Consider the following 15,812-nt stretch of genomic DNA (forward strand, 5'->3'; position numbering starts at 1 on the left):
TGCCCGCAAGGCGGGCACTATCATTAACGTTGCCTGGTTTGTGAAAAAGGTGTACTCAGCGCAAACACGGTGACAAAGAAAATTAAGGCCTCTGAACTCAATAGTATGACGTCCGTCATGCCGTAGAGTAATAAAAGAAGCAGGGTCGTCAGCAGCAGGCCATTTTTGTTTTTTAGTGCGTAAGCGAACATCGATATATAGGCAAAGAATAATATCGCTAGCCCGGGGATCCCTTGCAGTGAATATTTTTCAATAAACTCATTGTGCAGATGCACTTTGATAAACTCGAGTGCGGACGCAAGATGTGGATGCCCATTTTTCACATATTGCTGTGTCCATACTTCGCGGTCTTCAACTGATTGCCCTAAAGGATGGGCAAGTCCGTTTTGAATACCCACACTCCACATAGAGAAACGTGCGCCGAGCGAGGTTGCATCATTACCTTTTTGGTAATTTTCAACTTCAATTTGTGTTTGTTGTATCTTTGGTAAAATTAATGGCTTGTAGCTAACGACAACAATGCCCGCCACAATGCATAAGAAAATCAACGTTGATTTAAGATGTATTCTTCTGAAGTGGTAGAGCGTGAGTATAATCGCCAGGAGTAAATATAATCCCATTGCGGCACGCGTGCCCGTTAGAAGAATGACAAAGTAAGAGATTAATATGATGAATCCTGCGGCTACATACAGTTTTATATTTTTCTGTAGATAAAGGCTATATACAAACGCCAGTGACAGTACAGAGTAAACATAGGCCGACACGGTTGAACGGTTTATGGCCATCTCGATACGCCCCATACCCTGCGATGCTTGCCATAAGCCATAGCCAGTAGCAAGAATAAACCCAGCACCAGAAGCGTATAAGAAATATTTCTGGAAGGATGCTTGATCAATGTAAGACTTAAACCGGTCAAGATAGAATATAAGGATACTCGCCAGAATCAATTTTTTACTTGCACCGAGATAATCACTATAAACGTTCAAACCCTCGCTATGATACTCATACACCATATACCAGCTAAGGTTAAGCAACCCGATTAATAAAATCGGCAATGCGATAGTAAAAGGGCGCACTGTGATCTTTTTATATTCGCAAGCTAAACCGATGATGCTGGCATAAATTGCAATATAGAAAAACTCGCGCTGCTTACCTGAACTCAGCAGCGCCAGCGCAAGCGAAATAAGGCTCAAAATCAGCGTAAGCTGATAAAGCCGCAGTTTTACTTTTTCCATAATGCCTCAATGACCCTTTTTTTGTAGCTGAAACGTACATCTCTGGAGAAGAAAAAAGAGAAAGAATAAAGAGCGTTTACCCGCTGCTTAACCAGTTTGAGTTGCTGTTCAGTCAGATGCTGGCGGTGGTTACTGTAAATATCAAACCAGTGACAATTCACAAGGTGTCTAAATGATGGCGGAAATGTTTTTTCCATCTGTAGTGTGCATTCAACCAGCATAGCGATTTTACTGGCGTCGAGTCGACTCGACAAACTGTCGCTACGTTTAATGTAATAATAGTGTCCCTGACGCTGATAAACTATTTTACTCGATTGCATCAGCATGCCGGGAAATACGGCGAAATCTTCATAGCAGATCATCGAAGGAATCGGGTTGTTTGCATACAATTTTCGATGCATGAATTGCCCGATGAGATGTGCCTGAAAATCTTTGTGCTGCAGGAACCGCTTTATTGCTTCATGCTGTGACAAAGCAACAGGAGAGAAATCCTGCCAGTCGGCGGTGATTTTCTTAGTGTCGCGAATTTCCAGCAGGCGCGTCAGTAGCATATCAGGGTGTTCTTTTTTGAGAAAGGCCACTGCGTCCCTGATGCTGCCTGGTTTCAATCGGTCATCGCTATCCAGCATGGTAATATATTCACCTGAGGCCAGCGAGAGGGCACTGTTTCGAACATGACCTACGTTACGGTACTCAACGTATCGGGATTGGGCATTCGGAAACGCTGGCAGCCATGCTTCAATAATATCCTGCGTTGAGTCATTGGAGCTGTCGTTAAAGATAATGATCTCTACATCGTTGCCCGCACCATCAATTGCCTTTTGCAGGCTTTCCAGGGTTGCGTGAAGCGTATCTTTAGCGTTATGCGCGGCAATAATGATGCTTAGAAAAGCCATAGTAATTATTTTCCCTGAGCATCAAAGGAGTATGCGGTTGCGTTAGTTGTTGATAACTCGCAAATAAAATGTTTGAGGTCACGTAGCGATTCTTCAGTTACAGCGAAGAGTTCTTCTCTGCTCTGTGAGAAGTAATACCGCGTTTCAAAAACGTATGAGCAAATGTTGTCATCATTTCCAATTAGCAATACGTTGCCCAGCGGACGCTGTTCATAGTGGCAACAAGGCCCGAACAATAGGATAACTGGCACTCCGACGGCATCGGCGATGTAAACATTCCCCGAGTCAGAGGCGATATAACAATCCATTTTAGAAATGGCCCACGGCAGCTCTTCAAGCGAGATTTTGCCAATCAGATTAATAAAGTTGGGCAGTTCACCATAAGTGCGGGTGATATCGTCCATCCACGATTGTTCATTTGGGGCGCCAAAAACATAAAATTCGCAAGGCAGGTCAGCGAGACGATCGGCAATTTGCTTCCAGATGACCGGCGGAACGGTTTTCGCTTTATTCCCGGCGGCTACGCTGATGCCAATGCGGATCACGCCGGGTTTATCGAGGATTGCCGGATAGGTTGCGGGTTTGTAAAGTGGCTTTGTGGCGTGCTTTGGCGAGTCTTGCCAGGTTAAGGTGCGATCGGCCAGCTTGAGATAATTCGTGACCGAAAGAGTCTTCTTACCATGTTCAACAATACCGTCTGCCGTGGCATAGAAAATACCGTGATACCATCTGCGCGTGTAAGTGCTTAAAAACTGTTTGTTTTTAGCATTACACACGGAGGCGAAAAAGAGATTTACGCTGTTAGGTTGCAGGAGATAGACATTGTCATAGCGATTCATGATCCGGCAGGCAAAGACCAGTTTTCGCCACAGGTTACGCTTATGCTGCTCGATGAAAAAAATTTCATCGATCGTCTCATCATGCTTCGCCAGCGCACCCACGCTACGACTGATGAGTACGTCGCTTTTTTGAAGGTATGCCAGAAGGGGCGTTGCATTAACAAAATCGCCGATTTTAGCTGTCTGAATGACCAGGTTTTTACCTGTCTCTTTGCGGAACAGCTTCCGGATAAGCTTTACCGGAAAAAGTAAAATCAGCAGAAATACGTAACTCATGCGTTAGATATCCCTGTTGGAAAGCCAACGGCTGCCCTGTAAAAATGAAAAAATAGCATCTGCGCTGATATCCTTCGTTTGCTGGGTCGGGCTGACCATCTGATGCTGGTTCTTACCGTAACCCCCGATCAATCCGGGATCGGTCGGACCAAAAATCGTAATATTCGGACGATCCAGCGCCGCGGTTAAATGGCTTAAACCGGTATCAACGGAAACAATAGCATTCGCCCCCGCCAGCTGTGCAGCAACCTGCGCCAGCGTGAGTTTCGGCAATACCTCGACGTGCGAAAATCCTGCAGCCAGACGCTCTGCACGCTGCCGCTCATGTTCAGCGCCCCAGGGCAGTTTAATATGGATGCCGGTAGGTTGCATTAGTTCAATCAGGCTTCGCCAGTGCGTTTCCGGCCAGTGTTTATCGTCGCGAGTTGTGGCATGCAGGAACACAAGATAAGGCTGAGCACAGGGATCTGTATTGCGCAAAAAGTGCTGTGCAATGGCGTAGTCGCCCTGGGTTTCCGGTTTGGCATAGCCCAGGCTTTTTGCGAAAAGCTCGCGGGTACGTTCGACGGCATGCTGTTGCTTTGCGATGTAGTGGCGGCGGTTATAGAACAGGCTCGCCAGCGGTTCGCGGGCGGTGTGCCAGTCCATGCCGTGCTTTATGCCGCGTGCCAGACGCGTCACCAGCGCAGCGCTTTTCACCAGCCCCTGGGCGTCGATGATAGCGTCGTAATGTTGTGCCTGCACCGCCTCACGGAAGGCTTTGCGTTCGGCTTTAATTAGCGCGGAGAACCACGCTTTGCGCCAGCGGCGAATCGCCACCGGGATCACGCGGTCAACCGCTTCATGCCAGGTGGGGATCTGCGCGAAACCTTCTTCCACTACCCAGTCAAAACGAATGCCGGGAATGGCCCGCATGGCGTCCGTCAGTGACGGCAGCGTATGCAGAACATCGCCCATCGAAGAGGTTTTAACGATCAGTACCCGCATTCGTTATCCTTCTTCGCTCAGCAGCAGTTCGTTAAGTTCTTCGAGAACGCGCTTCGGGGTAATGTCGATCAGGCTCTGATGGTAGCCTTCTGCGGCATCGCCTTTGCGCACTTTGTGGTAGCCGGTGATCAGGCGAATGACGCGCGCTTTATGAGAAAGCGGGGGCGTGAAGTCCGGGCTACTTGGGCCATACAGCGCCACAAGCGGGCGGTTGAGCGCGGCAGCGACGTGCATCAGGCCAGAATCGTTACTTACTACAGCCTTACAGGCGGCAATCAGAATAACCGCCTGTTCAAGCTGCGTTTCTCCCGCCAGGTTGCGGCACCAGGCCTGCTGTTCATTACTGAGCGTCGCGAGAATTTCGTTGCCTGCCTCGTGGTCCTTTGCCGAGCCGAACAGGACAATCTGGTAGCCTTCGTCAATCAGCTGTTTCGCCAGCTCCGCATAATGATAGTGCGGCCAGCGTTTTGCCGGGCCGAACTCGGCGCCAGGGCAGAAGCCAATCATCGGGCGTTCAGACGAAAGACCAAACGCGTTACAGGTCTGGGATTTTTCACCGTCGTTAACCTGAAGCTGTGGCCAGAGCAGCGGCTGCGGCAGGTCTTTCGCACTGCGCATCACGCCTTTGTCATAGGCCAAAGCCACGTAGCGTTCCACCATCAGCGGCCAGGCCTCTTTATTCAGCACCCGTGCATCGTTCAGCAGGCCGTAGCGCATTTCGCCGCGCCAGCCGGTACGGTGCGGTATCCCCGCAAAAAAGGGCACCAGGGCGGATTTAAAGGAGTTTGGCAGGACATACGCCCGATCGTAGCGCTTCTCGCGCAGGCTATGACCGAGTTTGCGGCGTTCGCCGATTTCCAGCGCCCCGTGGCCAAGCGGCATCGGGATGGCTTCATTCACTTCCGGCATACGCGACAACAGAGGACGGCACCATGCAGGTGCCATCACGTCGATTATCGCCTGGGGATAGCGCGCCTTGAGCGTGCGATAGAGACTTTGCGACATCATCATGTCGCCCACCCATGACGGGCCGATCACCAGAATCTTCATACTTACGCGTCGCGGTTCAGCCAGGCCATATATTCCGTTACGCCTTCGGCAACGGTCTTGAACGGCTTGTCATAACCCGCTGCGCGCAGGTTAGTCAGATCGGCCTGCGTGAATGCCTGATAACGGCCTTTCAGCTTGTCAGGGAACGGAATGTACTCAATGCTGCCTTTTTTGTGATACGCCAGCGTGGCGTCAGCCACTGCCTGGAAGGACTCCGCGCGGCCGGTCCCCAGGTTGAAGATGCCGGATACGCCGTTTTCCCAGAACCACAGGTTCACTGCGGCAACGTCGCCTACGTAGACGAAATCACGCTTAAAGCCGTCACTGCCTTCGAACAGTTTCGGACTTTCGCCGTTATTCAGCTGGGTGTTCAGGTGGAACGCTACGCTTGCCATACTGCCTTTGTGGCCTTCGCGCGGTCCGTAGACGTTGAAGTAACGGAAGCCGACGATCTGCGAGTTCGCTTCTGGCAGAACCTGACGCACGTACTCGTCGAACAGAAACTTAGAATAACCGTAGACGTTCAGCGGCTGTTCATACTCGCGGGACTCGATGAAGTCTGAGGTGCGGCCGCCGTAGGTTGCAGCAGAGGAGGCGTACAGGAACGGAATTTCACGTTCCAGGCAGTAGTGCAGGATCTCTTTGGAGTACTGATAGTTGTTGTCCATCATGTACTTACCGTCCCACTCGGTGGTGGAAGAACACGCACCTTCGTGGAAGATGGCTTCGATCTCGCCGAACTCTTCCCCTGCCATAATCTGGATAAGGAAGTCTTCTTTATCCATGTAGTCAGCGATGTTCAGATCCACCAGGTTGACGAACTTGGTGCCGTCTTTCAGGTTGTCAACCACCAGGATGTCGGTGATGCCTTTGTCATTGAGGGCCTTAACAATATTGCTGCCGATAAAGCCCGCGCCGCCGGTAACGATGATCATAACTGTAACCTTTGAAGTGTGGAGCCCGGGGACAATCCCGGACGCTAATGTCTCTATCATATCATTAGTATGGCTGCCCTTCAGCCATTCACCTTCACAGCGCAGGGGTACGCGTGATTTATGCTGCAAAAACGACAAGAGATGACGTGTCATCTCGTCATGAACTATAGGTTTGGGTAATATGTCCCGAAATTTGCCGAGTCTGGAGAATTGCAATGCGTGGTGATTTTTACAAACAGTTAAACAGCGACCTCGACACCGCACGTGCGGAAGGGTTGTTCAAGGAAGAGCGTATTATCACGTCTGCCCAGCAGGCGGACATCACCGTTGCCGACGGCAGCCATGTGATCAACTTTTGTGCGAACAACTACTTAGGTCTCGCAAATCACCCTGAGCTGATTGCCGCTGCAAAAAACGGCATGGACACCCACGGTTTCGGCATGGCCTCCGTACGCTTTATCTGCGGTACGCAGGACAGCCACAAGCAGCTTGAGCAAAAGCTGGCGAGCTTCCTCGGAATGGAAGACGCGATTCTTTACTCCTCCTGCTTTGACGCCAACGGCGGTCTGTTTGAGACCCTGCTCGGTGCAGAAGATGCGATTATCTCCGACGCCCTGAACCACGCTTCCATCATCGACGGCGTACGCCTGTGTAAAGCGAAGCGTTTCCGCTACGCCAACAACGATATGGTTGAGCTGGAAGCGCGCCTGAAAGAGGCTCGTGAAGCGGGTGCTCGCCACGTGCTGATCGCCACCGACGGCGTGTTCTCCATGGACGGCGTGATCGCCAACCTGAAGGGCGTGTGCGACCTGGCGGATAAATACGACGCGCTGGTGATGGTCGATGACTCTCATGCGGTCGGTTTTGTCGGCGAAAACGGCCGCGGTTCCCACGAATACTGTGACGTGATGGGCCGCGTGGACATCATCACCGGCACGCTGGGCAAAGCGCTCGGCGGCGCGTCCGGCGGCTATACCGCCGCGCGTAAAGAGGTGGTCGAGTGGCTGCGTCAGCGCTCCCGTCCGTATCTGTTCTCCAACTCCCTGGCGCCGGCGATTGTTGCCGCCTCCATTAAAGTGCTGGAGATGGTGGAGTCCGGCGCTGAGCTGCGCGACCGCCTGTGGTCCAACGCCCGTCTGTTCCGTGAAAAAATGAGCGCCGCAGGGTTTACCCTGGCCGGTGCCGACCATGCGATCATTCCGGTGATGCTCGGCGATGCGGTCGTCGCGCAGCAATTTGCCCGCGAACTGCAGAAAGAAGGGATTTACGTCACCGGGTTCTTCTTCCCGGTGGTGCCAAAAGGTCAGGCGCGTATCCGCACCCAGATGTCTGCGGCGCATACGCTTGAACAAATTGAACGTGCGGTAGAAGCCTTTACCCGCATTGGTAAACAGCTGGGCGTAATTGCCTGAGGACGTGTGATGAAAGCGTTATCCAAACTGAAAGCGGAAGAAGGGATTTGGATGACCGACGTGCCGGAGCCGGAAGTCGGTCATAACGATCTGCTGATCAAAATTCGTAAAACGGCCATCTGTGGTACTGACGTTCACATCTATAACTGGGACCAGTGGTCGCAGAAAACCATCCCGGTACCGATGGTTGTCGGTCACGAATATGTCGGCGAAGTGGTGGGTATCGGCCAGGAAGTAAAAGGCTTCAAAATTGGCGACCGCGTCTCCGGTGAAGGCCATATTACCTGCGGCCACTGCCGTAACTGCCGCGGCGGGCGTACTCACCTGTGCCGTAATACCATCGGCGTGGGCGTGAACCGTCCGGGCTGCTTCGCGGAATATCTGGTGATCCCGGCCTTTAACGCGTTCAAAATCCCGGACAATATTTCTGACGATCTGGCCTCCATCTTCGACCCGTTTGGCAATGCGGTGCACACGGCGCTCTCTTTCGACCTGGTTGGTGAAGACGTGCTGGTCTCCGGCGCGGGCCCAATTGGCATTATGGCGGCAGCCGTGGCGAAGCACGTGGGTGCGCGCAACGTTGTGATCACCGATGTAAACGAATACCGTCTGTCGCTGGCGCGCAAAATGGGCGTCACCCGTGCGGTGGATGTCTCGAAAGAGAGCCTGAGCGACGTGATGGAAGAGCTGGGCATGACCGAGGGCTTTGACGTGGGTCTGGAGATGTCCGGCGCGCCACCGGCGTTTCGCACCATGCTCGACACCATGAACCACGGCGGTCGTATTGCGATGCTGGGTATTCCGCCATCGGATATGTCTATCGACTGGAACAAGGTCATCTTCAAGGGGCTGTTCATTAAGGGCATCTATGGCCGCGAAATGTTCGAGACCTGGTACAAGATGGCAGCGCTGATCCAGTCCGGTCTGGATCTGTCCCCGATTATCACTCACCGTTTCTCCATCGATGAGTTCCAGCAGGGCTTTGACGCGATGCGTTCCGGCCAGTCAGGGAAAGTGATCCTGAGCTGGGATAAGTAATCAAAAAGGGGCCTGAGGCCCCTTTTTTTATTGATTCTTTTTCTCTTCGTCCGTCAGGTAGCGCACCTTGCGAGTGTAGTCCTGACCTTTGAACAGCAGTTTGTTATCCGGTGATTCAAGATACTTTTGCCATTCTGAGAGAGGGAAACCGCCGTGCGCGCCAATCACCTCTTTCGGGACTACGGCTTCCTGCCCGCCGATCTTCTTGGAGACCGGCCAGTTCATCCAGTCACCCAGGTTAACCGTTTTTAAATCCAGCATGTCCAGCAGCGCGGCGAGCGGCAGCTGATCGGTCGGCGGCTGCGTGTCGTCCATCAGTTCCCAGGTATCCTGGAACAGCGTCAGCCACAGCGGGCAGATACGGCGCCAGGTTTTTTTAGTTGCCGCAAGAAACGCGCCGTTAACGTGATCGACCAGATAAGGGCGCACCGTCTCCTTGTAATACGCCGGCACTTTCTCCGCAGGCGCACCGTCCAGCTTGGCAATCATTTTACCCTGACGGAAGCTGGAGTAGATGTGCATATCGGCCATGTTGATCTCTGGCATCTTCAGCAAATTGAGATCGGAATCGATCATCAATATCCCTTCACCGCGAGCCTGTAGCGGGGCGTTAAGCTTCACCAGACGGCTGAGGTAGATCTGCTTATAGCGGTAACTTTCCTCACGAACGGGAAGGTTAAGCGTCACTACGCGGGTTTTAGGCGGCAGTATCCCAAAGGCAGATTCGGGTTGATCGCTGACGATGACGATTTCGCTCACCCCGGTGGCATAACGTTCCGCGAAGGTGGCAGAGAGTAATGCTTCTTCGACGAAATCTGCGCCGGTACACGGAATCACAATAGAGTCCACCGCAGCAAGCGCGCCCGTCATGGGAAGAGAGCTGTAAGGAATGTTGTGTCGCCCGGTGATATGACGATAGCGAGCATTAAGAAATTTAAACATAGTTATCTCGTTTGGTCAGCGCGCGCCAAGCACGGCTTCGACACCGCTGACGTAGTTTTCAATGGCGTAGTTATGACAGACGTTCTGGTAAGCAGCTGCCGCCAGTCGAGCCCGCAGTTCCGCGTCTGCCCAGATATTGTCCAGATGCTGTGCAAGTTGTGGAACATCGCTCCAGGGGAAGAGCAGACCTGTCGAATCATGGTCAATCAATTCTGCCGTGCCGGTCACCTGAGAGCCAATCACGGGGATATTGAGAAGCATCGCTTCCAGCACCACGCGCGGTAGCCCTTCGCTTTTTGAGGCGAGGATAAAGGCGTCAAACGTAGCGAGGTAATCAAACGGGGTGTTCTGAAAACCGGTGAAGATGACGTGATGTTCAATGCCCAGCGCTCGGGCCTGTTCCGCTAAAGCGCGGCGTTCGGCACCTTCGCCGACCAGCACCATTTTCCATTTCGCCTGCGGATGCTTCTCGCTGAACTGTGCCAGCGCCTCCAGCGTGTGGTGGTTGGCTTTACGAGGGATTAACGACCCGATACTGCCGAACACAAACGTGTCGTCATCAATATTCAGGCGCTGGCGCATCGCACGCCGGTCAGGCAAAGGCTGGTGGATGTCGATGGCATTATTGACCGTCGTACACAGTTCGGGCCGGACGCCATGCTGAAGTAACACGCGTTCAACGCCGTGCGAGACGGCGATGATTTTTGTGGCATGGGCATTAACCATCTTTACCAGAGGTGGGGTCAAAACAGGTTCAATGCGGCAGTGTTGGATCACCCGCGCCTGCAGGTTCGCCGCCGCCAGATAGCCTTCTTCATTTGAGCCAGGCTGGTTATTCATATAGAGCGTATCGAAACCGCCCTGCGAGAAAAGAGTTTCGATCTTGCTGACGTTAGGCCTGATGCGCCACATAATATCCACGTGACGCGTTAATGCCTTGCGGGCGCTGCGCGAGAAAAACAGCAGGCTACGTCCCGCTTCCTTCAGCAATTTGGCCCAGACCGGCTGCTGGCGTTGAGGGATAACGATGAGTGGGATCCCGATGCCTTTGAGCACCTGGCCAATCGTCTCACCTTCAGCACGACTATAATCACTGTAAAAACAACAGGTAATATCGAATTTATCGCGATTGATTCGCTTCAGGAGCTCAAGCATACTGTTGGTGCCTCCCCCCCATTCTTTACCCGTATCCAGGAGGAGAATTTTACTTTTGTGCGGCATGTCTGAATCCGTGTGCTACCCTTCATCTGACAGCATTATAAAGAATCTGTTGAAATAAAATAGATTTTTCTATTTTATTGCGCTTCAGGATTAGAGAAAATTTCAAGCGCGTTTATTTTAAAAGTGTGATTCAGGACTTTAACCATCTCTACTCATTTATATAGTATTAATAATATTAATTTAGGCTGCTATTGAGAGTGGGAAAATGTTTAAAATAACGGTCTGCTTATTAACGTTTAATTCTGAGAGATTGTTGCATGATGTTATTCCGCCTCTTTTAAAAATAGCGGATGAAGTCGTTGTGGTTGATTCAGGTAGTACGGACAAAACACGATATATTTGTGAAAGCTTTGGACTGCTCCCGGTCTATAAAAAATTTGTCTGGCATGGCGAGCAGATGAACCATGCCATATCCTTAGCCAGCAATGACTGGGTCCTGTGCATCGACAGCGACGAAATTCTTGATCAGGAAACGGTTAATGCCGTTTTAACGTTAAAAGCAGGCGATGAGCCAGACCCGGGAATGGCATGGCAAATATGCCGCCACTGGTTTGTTCTGGGTGAGGAAGTCCGGACGATTTATCCCGTTTCATCCCCTGATTATCCTGTGCGTCTTTTTAACCGTAACCAGTCCCGGTTTAATAACCGACCGGTAGACGATCAGGTCGAAGGTTTTCTCCGTTGTGAACGTATTCCGGGTTATGTAAAACATGATACGTTTCCCACGCTGCACGAGCTTTTTAATAAATTAAATTGTTATACAACCCGCCTGGTTCAACATCAAAAAATACGGCCCTCTGTTGGGCGCGGCGTAATCAGCGCCATCGGTGCTTTTTTCAAATGGTATCTTTTTAGCGGCGCCTGGCGTAAGGGCAAAGTGGGGGTGGCAACGGGACTGTATGCCACAGCCTATAGCTTTTTGAAGTATTTCAAATCCTGGTATCAGCATCAGGAAAAAAAAGAGTCCGTTGCTAACGAGCAGACGGACTCTCAGATTGCGAAATAAGCGTCAGGCTTTCTTACCCCATCCCTGCCACTGCTGCTGGACGTATTTCACCAGCGTACTGTTACTGATGCTGTCTCCGATGACGGAGAAGAAGCGGGTCGCATAGACCGGTTCAAGCGGCTGCTTCGGTACACAGCGCTTCACGCCGCGGAACGGATTACGCGGCGCTGTCGGGACGGGCTGCGCAGAATTCGGTGTAGAGGTATCCACCTGCGGCTCATTCAGTAGATCGCTCGGCCGTACCAGCGTGATATCGGAAGGCAAGGTCGGCAGCATCTGCTGCAGGACGCGAACGGTAGACGGGTGCGGGTGACCGATGGCGATGGCTGAGCCATTGCGGCGGGCCAGCTGTACCGCGCGATTAAACTGCATGCGGATATCGGCTTCGTTCTGGGTATCATCCAGGAACACCTTGCGCTTAATTACCTTTACGCCCGTTCCCTGAGCGGCACGCATCGCCTGGCTGTTGCCGATGGTCATGCTGTCGAGGAAGTAGAGGTTGTAACGCTCCAGCGCCTGCATCACTTTGAGCATCCCGTACAGGCTTGACGTCATCGCGCTGCCCATATGGTTGTTCAGCCCTACGGCATACGGCACTTTGTTGTAGGCGTCACGGATGATGCGCTCGATTTCCTCGCTGCTCATGTCCGGGCGCAGGGTATCTTTTTCCAGCGGCTGCTTGCTGAGAGGTGCCATTGGCAGGTGGATCAGCACCTGATGGCCGCTGCTGTGTGCTTTGGTCGCCATCTCACGCGCGTGGGGAGCATTCGGAAGGACGGCGACAGAGATGGCCGACGGCATCGCCAGCACCTGATTTTCATAGTGCGGACGATAACCGAAGTCATCAATCACGATAGCGAGTTTACCTGCGTATACCGGTGCAGCCAGCGCCAGCGCGCTGACGACGGAGAAAACCATTCGACGAAATTGAAGCAAAACTTATCTTCCCAACCACGGCTGTGGATTGACCGCCTGACCCTGGCGACGAATTTCGAAATAGAGTGACGGGCGGCCCTGACCGCCACTGCTGCCCACAAGGGCGATGGGTTGGCCGGCGCGCACCTGCGTGCCGACGCTGACCAGCGCGCTCTGGTTGTAGCCGTAAAGGCTCATATCACCTTTACCGTGTTCGACCACCACGACCAGTCCGTAACCCTGCAGCCAGTCGGCAAGAATCACGCGGCCATCGGCGATGGCTTTCACTTCGCTACCTTCAGACGCACCGATAACGATCCCTTTCCAACGTAGCTCACCCTGCAGCTGTTCGCCATAGCGATGCAGAATTGAACCGCGAACAGGCCAGAAAGCCTGGCCGCGAGGAGAACCCAAACCGCCGGTACGCGACATCAGGGAACGTTCGCTCTCGCTTGGCTTGTAGGTGGTGCCTTTGCGGGACGCTTCCTGCTGCTTGTCGCGAACGGCCTGCGCCTCGCGCGCTTCTTTTTCGGCACGCGCTTTCGCCGCGGCTTCCGCACGGGCGATGCTGTTACGCAGTTTTGATTCGTTGGCGCGCATTTCGCTGAGCTGGCTCTGTCCTTCCTGAATAGAGGATTCAAGGCCGGAAAGGGTTTTCTTACGCTCGTTGCGCGCCTGCTCGAGCTTCGCCTGCTGGGCCTGCTGATCGTAGAGCAGCGTCTGCTGCTGGCTCTGCTTCTCTTCCAGCTCGGCTTTTTGCGTGGTGACCTCTTCGCGCGTCTGCTTCAGCTGCGCGATAGTCTCCTGACGCGCCTGGTTGAGATAGCCAAAGTAGGCCTGCAGGCGCTGGCCGCGCTGGCTCTCTTCGCCGCTGAGGATCAGCTGGAGTCCGGTATGTTCACCCTGGCGGAATGCGGCATCAAGCTGTGCGGCAAGATTGCGCTCCTGCGCATCGCGCTGGCGTTCCAGTTTGGCAATCGACGCGTTCATCTCGTCGATCTGCTTGTTCAACAGGGCGAGGGTGTTTTGCGTTTCACGCAGTTTACGCGCGGCGGCGGAGATCGCCTCTTCCTGTTGCTTTAGCTGGGCAAGAAGTGCGGATCGCTGCTGTTGCTGCTGGCGTACCGCACGCTCTTTGGCGGCGATATCGGCCTGAATGGATTTCAGCTGGTCGCGGTCATCCGCGTGGGCGGATGCGGCGCACAGCAATACGCCAGCGCTGAGTGCGCTGGCGTAAAACAGAGGTCTGACTGATAACCTAAACGGCTTCACGACCCATGTGATTGAAAAAATCGCCTTTCCCCTCATGGGGAGCGATTATTCCACGATGAACAGCGGCTTACCAGTCATCTCTTCAGGGATCGGCATCCCCATCAGCGACAGCATGGTTGGCGCGATGTCAGAAAGCTTGCCACCCTCCACTGCTTTCAGTGATTTATCACCCACATAAATCAGCGGAACGGGCAGGTTGGTGTGGGCGGTATGCGCCTGGCCAGTCGCCGGGTCGCGCATCTGTTCAGCGTTACCGTGATCTGCGGTGATCAGCAGCTGGCCGCCAACGGATTCAACAGCTTTCGCAACCTGATCAACGCAGTGATCCAGTGCTTCAACCGCTTTCACTGCCGCTTCCATCACCCCGGTATGACCCACCATGTCGCCGTTCGGGTAGTTACAAATGATGGTGTCATATTTTCCGCTCTCGATGGCCGCAACCAGTTTTTCCGTCAATTCTGCAGAGCTCATTTCTGGCTGCAGATCGTAGGTGGCGACTTTCGGTGAGTTGATCAGAATGCGGTCTTCGCCTTTGAACGGCTCTTCAACGCCGCCGTTAAAGAAGAAGGTCACGTGTGCGTATTTTTCCGTTTCGGAAATACGCAGCTGCGTTTTGTCGTTCTTCGCCATCCACTCACCGAAGGTGTTTGCCAGCGAGGCCGGTGGATATGCGCACGGCGCTTTGATGTCTGCCGCATATTCTGTCAGCTGGATGAAGTCGATGTTTACCACTTTCTTGCGGGCAAAACCGTCGAAGTCGCTGTTGACGAAAGCACGGGTGATTTCGCGCGCGCGGTCAGCGCGGAAGTTCATGAAGATCAGCGCGTCGCCATCTTCCATGGCGGCGTCGGTCTGGCCTTCAGCGCGAATGACGGACGCTTTGACGAATTCGTCGTTTTCATCACGAGCATAAGCTGCTTCCAGCGCTTCAACGGCGGTCGCGAACTGGAACTCACCTTTTGCCAGGGTCAAAAGGTCATAGGCCTGTTCAACGCGATCCCAGCGGTTGTCGCGGTCCATGGCGTAGTAACGGCCAATAATGGATGCTACGCGGCCTTTACCCAACGCGGCGAATTTGTCTTCGAAGGCTTGCAGAGAGCCTTTTGCGCTGCGTGGTGGCGTATCGCGACCGTCCAGGAAGGCGTGCAGATAGATTTTTTCTGCACCGCGTTCAGCGGCCAGTTCAACCATCGCCATGATGTGATCTTCGTGGCTGTGCACGCCGCCAGCAGAGAGCAGGCCCATAATGTGTACAGCCTTGCCAGCGGCAACGGCTTTATCGACCGCGCCAGACAGCGTTGGGTTGGAGAAGAAGGTGCGTTCTTTGATTTCAACGTCCAGACGCGTCAGGTCCTGATACACAATACGCCCGGCGCCCAGGTTTACGTGACCGACTTCGGAGTTGCCCATCTGGCGGTCCGGCAGGCCCACTTCCAGGCCAGACGCGTCAATCAGCGTATGTGGACGTTTTGCCCACAGGGCATCCATGACCGGGGTTTTGGCGTTGAAAATAGCGTTATCCTGGCTATCTTCACGGTAGCCATAACCATCCAGAATCACCAGTACCATAGGTTTTTTAGAAACCGACATTGCGACAACCTCATGCTCAAGAGTCAAAATTTGCGTAATTTTACTACAGCTGAATCGATCAAATAGCCGCAGAAGATCAAAGAAAGCGCAGGGGCAAGGTGCCCTCCAGACCATTTTGAGGCATTTTTTTAGGTGGCATGCCGCAGAAAATGGATTAGGTTATGGTCGCTGGCTGTATTTGCCAGAACGCACAGGTAT

The 15,812-nt window shown here is 53.1% G+C and carries 14 protein-coding genes; 3 read left to right on the plus strand and 11 right to left on the minus strand.

Annotated elements, in window-relative coordinates; all coding sequences use genetic code 11:
- Positions 1 to 23 precede the first annotated feature (23 nt).
- Genes PUP35_RS00530 through rfaD form a run of 6 tightly spaced genes read right to left on the minus strand, consistent with a single transcriptional unit; the run spans position 24 to position 6,218 of the window.
- Positions 24 to 1,235 (minus strand): O-antigen ligase family protein, encoded by a 1,212-nt coding sequence (locus PUP35_RS00530; protein ID WP_274241566.1) that lies wholly within the window; start codon positions 1,233 to 1,235, stop codon positions 24 to 26.
- Positions 1,223 to 2,131, minus strand: coding sequence for a glycosyltransferase family 2 protein (locus PUP35_RS00535; RefSeq protein ID WP_274241568.1), 909 nt, complete (start codon positions 2,129 to 2,131; stop codon positions 1,223 to 1,225). The genes PUP35_RS00530 and PUP35_RS00535 overlap by 13 nt, the downstream gene beginning before the upstream one ends.
- 5 nt (positions 2,132 to 2,136) lie before the next feature.
- The gene (locus tag PUP35_RS00540; RefSeq protein WP_274241570.1) at positions 2,137 to 3,246 is read right to left on the minus strand and encodes a glycosyltransferase family 9 protein; all 1,110 of its coding nucleotides are present in this window, start codon (positions 3,244 to 3,246) and stop codon (positions 2,137 to 2,139) included.
- A gap of 3 nt (positions 3,247 to 3,249) precedes the next feature.
- Positions 3,250 to 4,233, minus strand: coding sequence for a lipopolysaccharide heptosyltransferase RfaC (rfaC, locus tag PUP35_RS00545; RefSeq protein WP_274241573.1), 984 nt, complete (start codon positions 4,231 to 4,233; stop codon positions 3,250 to 3,252).
- 3 nt (positions 4,234 to 4,236) lie between these two features.
- Entirely contained in the window at positions 4,237 to 5,283 is a 1,047-nt protein-coding gene (gene rfaF, locus PUP35_RS00550) for an ADP-heptose--LPS heptosyltransferase RfaF (RefSeq protein ID WP_274241575.1), read from the minus strand.
- Positions 5,284 to 5,285: 2 nt separating this feature from the next.
- A complete protein-coding gene (gene rfaD / locus PUP35_RS00555; protein ID WP_008502707.1) occupies positions 5,286 to 6,218 on the minus strand; it encodes an ADP-glyceromanno-heptose 6-epimerase in 933 nt (310 codons plus the stop codon).
- Between the two features lie 215 nt (positions 6,219 to 6,433).
- Here rfaD and kbl point away from each other — a divergent pair, with 215 nt between their 5' ends.
- A complete protein-coding gene (gene kbl / locus PUP35_RS00560) occupies positions 6,434 to 7,630 on the plus strand; it encodes a glycine C-acetyltransferase (protein WP_241174764.1) in 1,197 nt (398 codons plus the stop codon).
- Between the two features lie 9 nt (positions 7,631 to 7,639).
- Complete coding sequence (tdh, locus tag PUP35_RS00565) at positions 7,640 to 8,668, plus strand: L-threonine 3-dehydrogenase (protein ID WP_111964308.1); 1,029 nt, start codon at positions 7,640 to 7,642, stop codon at positions 8,666 to 8,668.
- 27 nt (positions 8,669 to 8,695) lie between these two features.
- On the opposite strand, the gene PUP35_RS00570 is transcribed toward tdh, so the two are convergent.
- Together PUP35_RS00570 and PUP35_RS00575 are read right to left on the minus strand one after the other, a co-directional pair.
- Positions 8,696 to 9,610: a hypothetical protein gene (locus PUP35_RS00570; RefSeq protein WP_115876699.1), complete on the minus strand. Its 915-nt coding sequence runs from the start codon at positions 9,608 to 9,610 to the stop codon at positions 8,696 to 8,698.
- Between the two features lie 15 nt (positions 9,611 to 9,625).
- Positions 9,626 to 10,831 carry a glycosyltransferase gene (locus tag PUP35_RS00575; RefSeq protein ID WP_274241581.1) on the minus strand — a complete coding sequence of 402 codons (1,206 nt, stop codon included), beginning with the start codon at positions 10,829 to 10,831 and terminating at the stop codon, positions 9,626 to 9,628.
- A gap of 205 nt (positions 10,832 to 11,036) precedes the next feature.
- On the opposite strand from PUP35_RS00575, the gene PUP35_RS00580 reads away from it, so the two are divergent.
- Positions 11,037 to 11,837, plus strand: a complete 801-nt coding sequence (locus PUP35_RS00580; protein ID WP_115876697.1) for a glycosyltransferase family 2 protein — start codon at positions 11,037 to 11,039, stop codon at positions 11,835 to 11,837.
- 3 nt (positions 11,838 to 11,840) lie between these two features.
- Here the strand turns inward: PUP35_RS00580 and PUP35_RS00585 are convergent, their stop codons facing one another.
- Genes PUP35_RS00585 through gpmM form a run of 3 tightly spaced genes read right to left on the minus strand, consistent with a single transcriptional unit; the run spans position 11,841 to position 15,614 of the window.
- On the minus strand, positions 11,841 to 12,773 hold the full coding sequence (locus PUP35_RS00585; protein WP_115876696.1) for a divergent polysaccharide deacetylase family protein: 933 nt from the start codon (positions 12,771 to 12,773) through the stop codon (positions 11,841 to 11,843).
- Positions 12,774 to 12,776: 3 nt separating this feature from the next.
- The gene (envC, locus tag PUP35_RS00590) at positions 12,777 to 14,036 is read right to left on the minus strand and encodes a murein hydrolase activator EnvC (protein WP_274243364.1); all 1,260 of its coding nucleotides are present in this window, start codon (positions 14,034 to 14,036) and stop codon (positions 12,777 to 12,779) included.
- A gap of 33 nt (positions 14,037 to 14,069) precedes the next feature.
- Positions 14,070 to 15,614 carry a 2,3-bisphosphoglycerate-independent phosphoglycerate mutase gene (gene gpmM, locus PUP35_RS00595; RefSeq protein WP_274241585.1) on the minus strand — a complete coding sequence of 515 codons (1,545 nt, stop codon included), beginning with the start codon at positions 15,612 to 15,614 and terminating at the stop codon, positions 14,070 to 14,072.
- Positions 15,615 to 15,812: the final 198 nt, after the last annotated feature.

Source organism: Enterobacter sp. S-33, from assembly GCF_028735835.1.
In the GTDB taxonomy this organism is placed as follows: Bacteria; Pseudomonadota; Gammaproteobacteria; order Enterobacterales; family Enterobacteriaceae; genus Enterobacter; species Enterobacter vonholyi.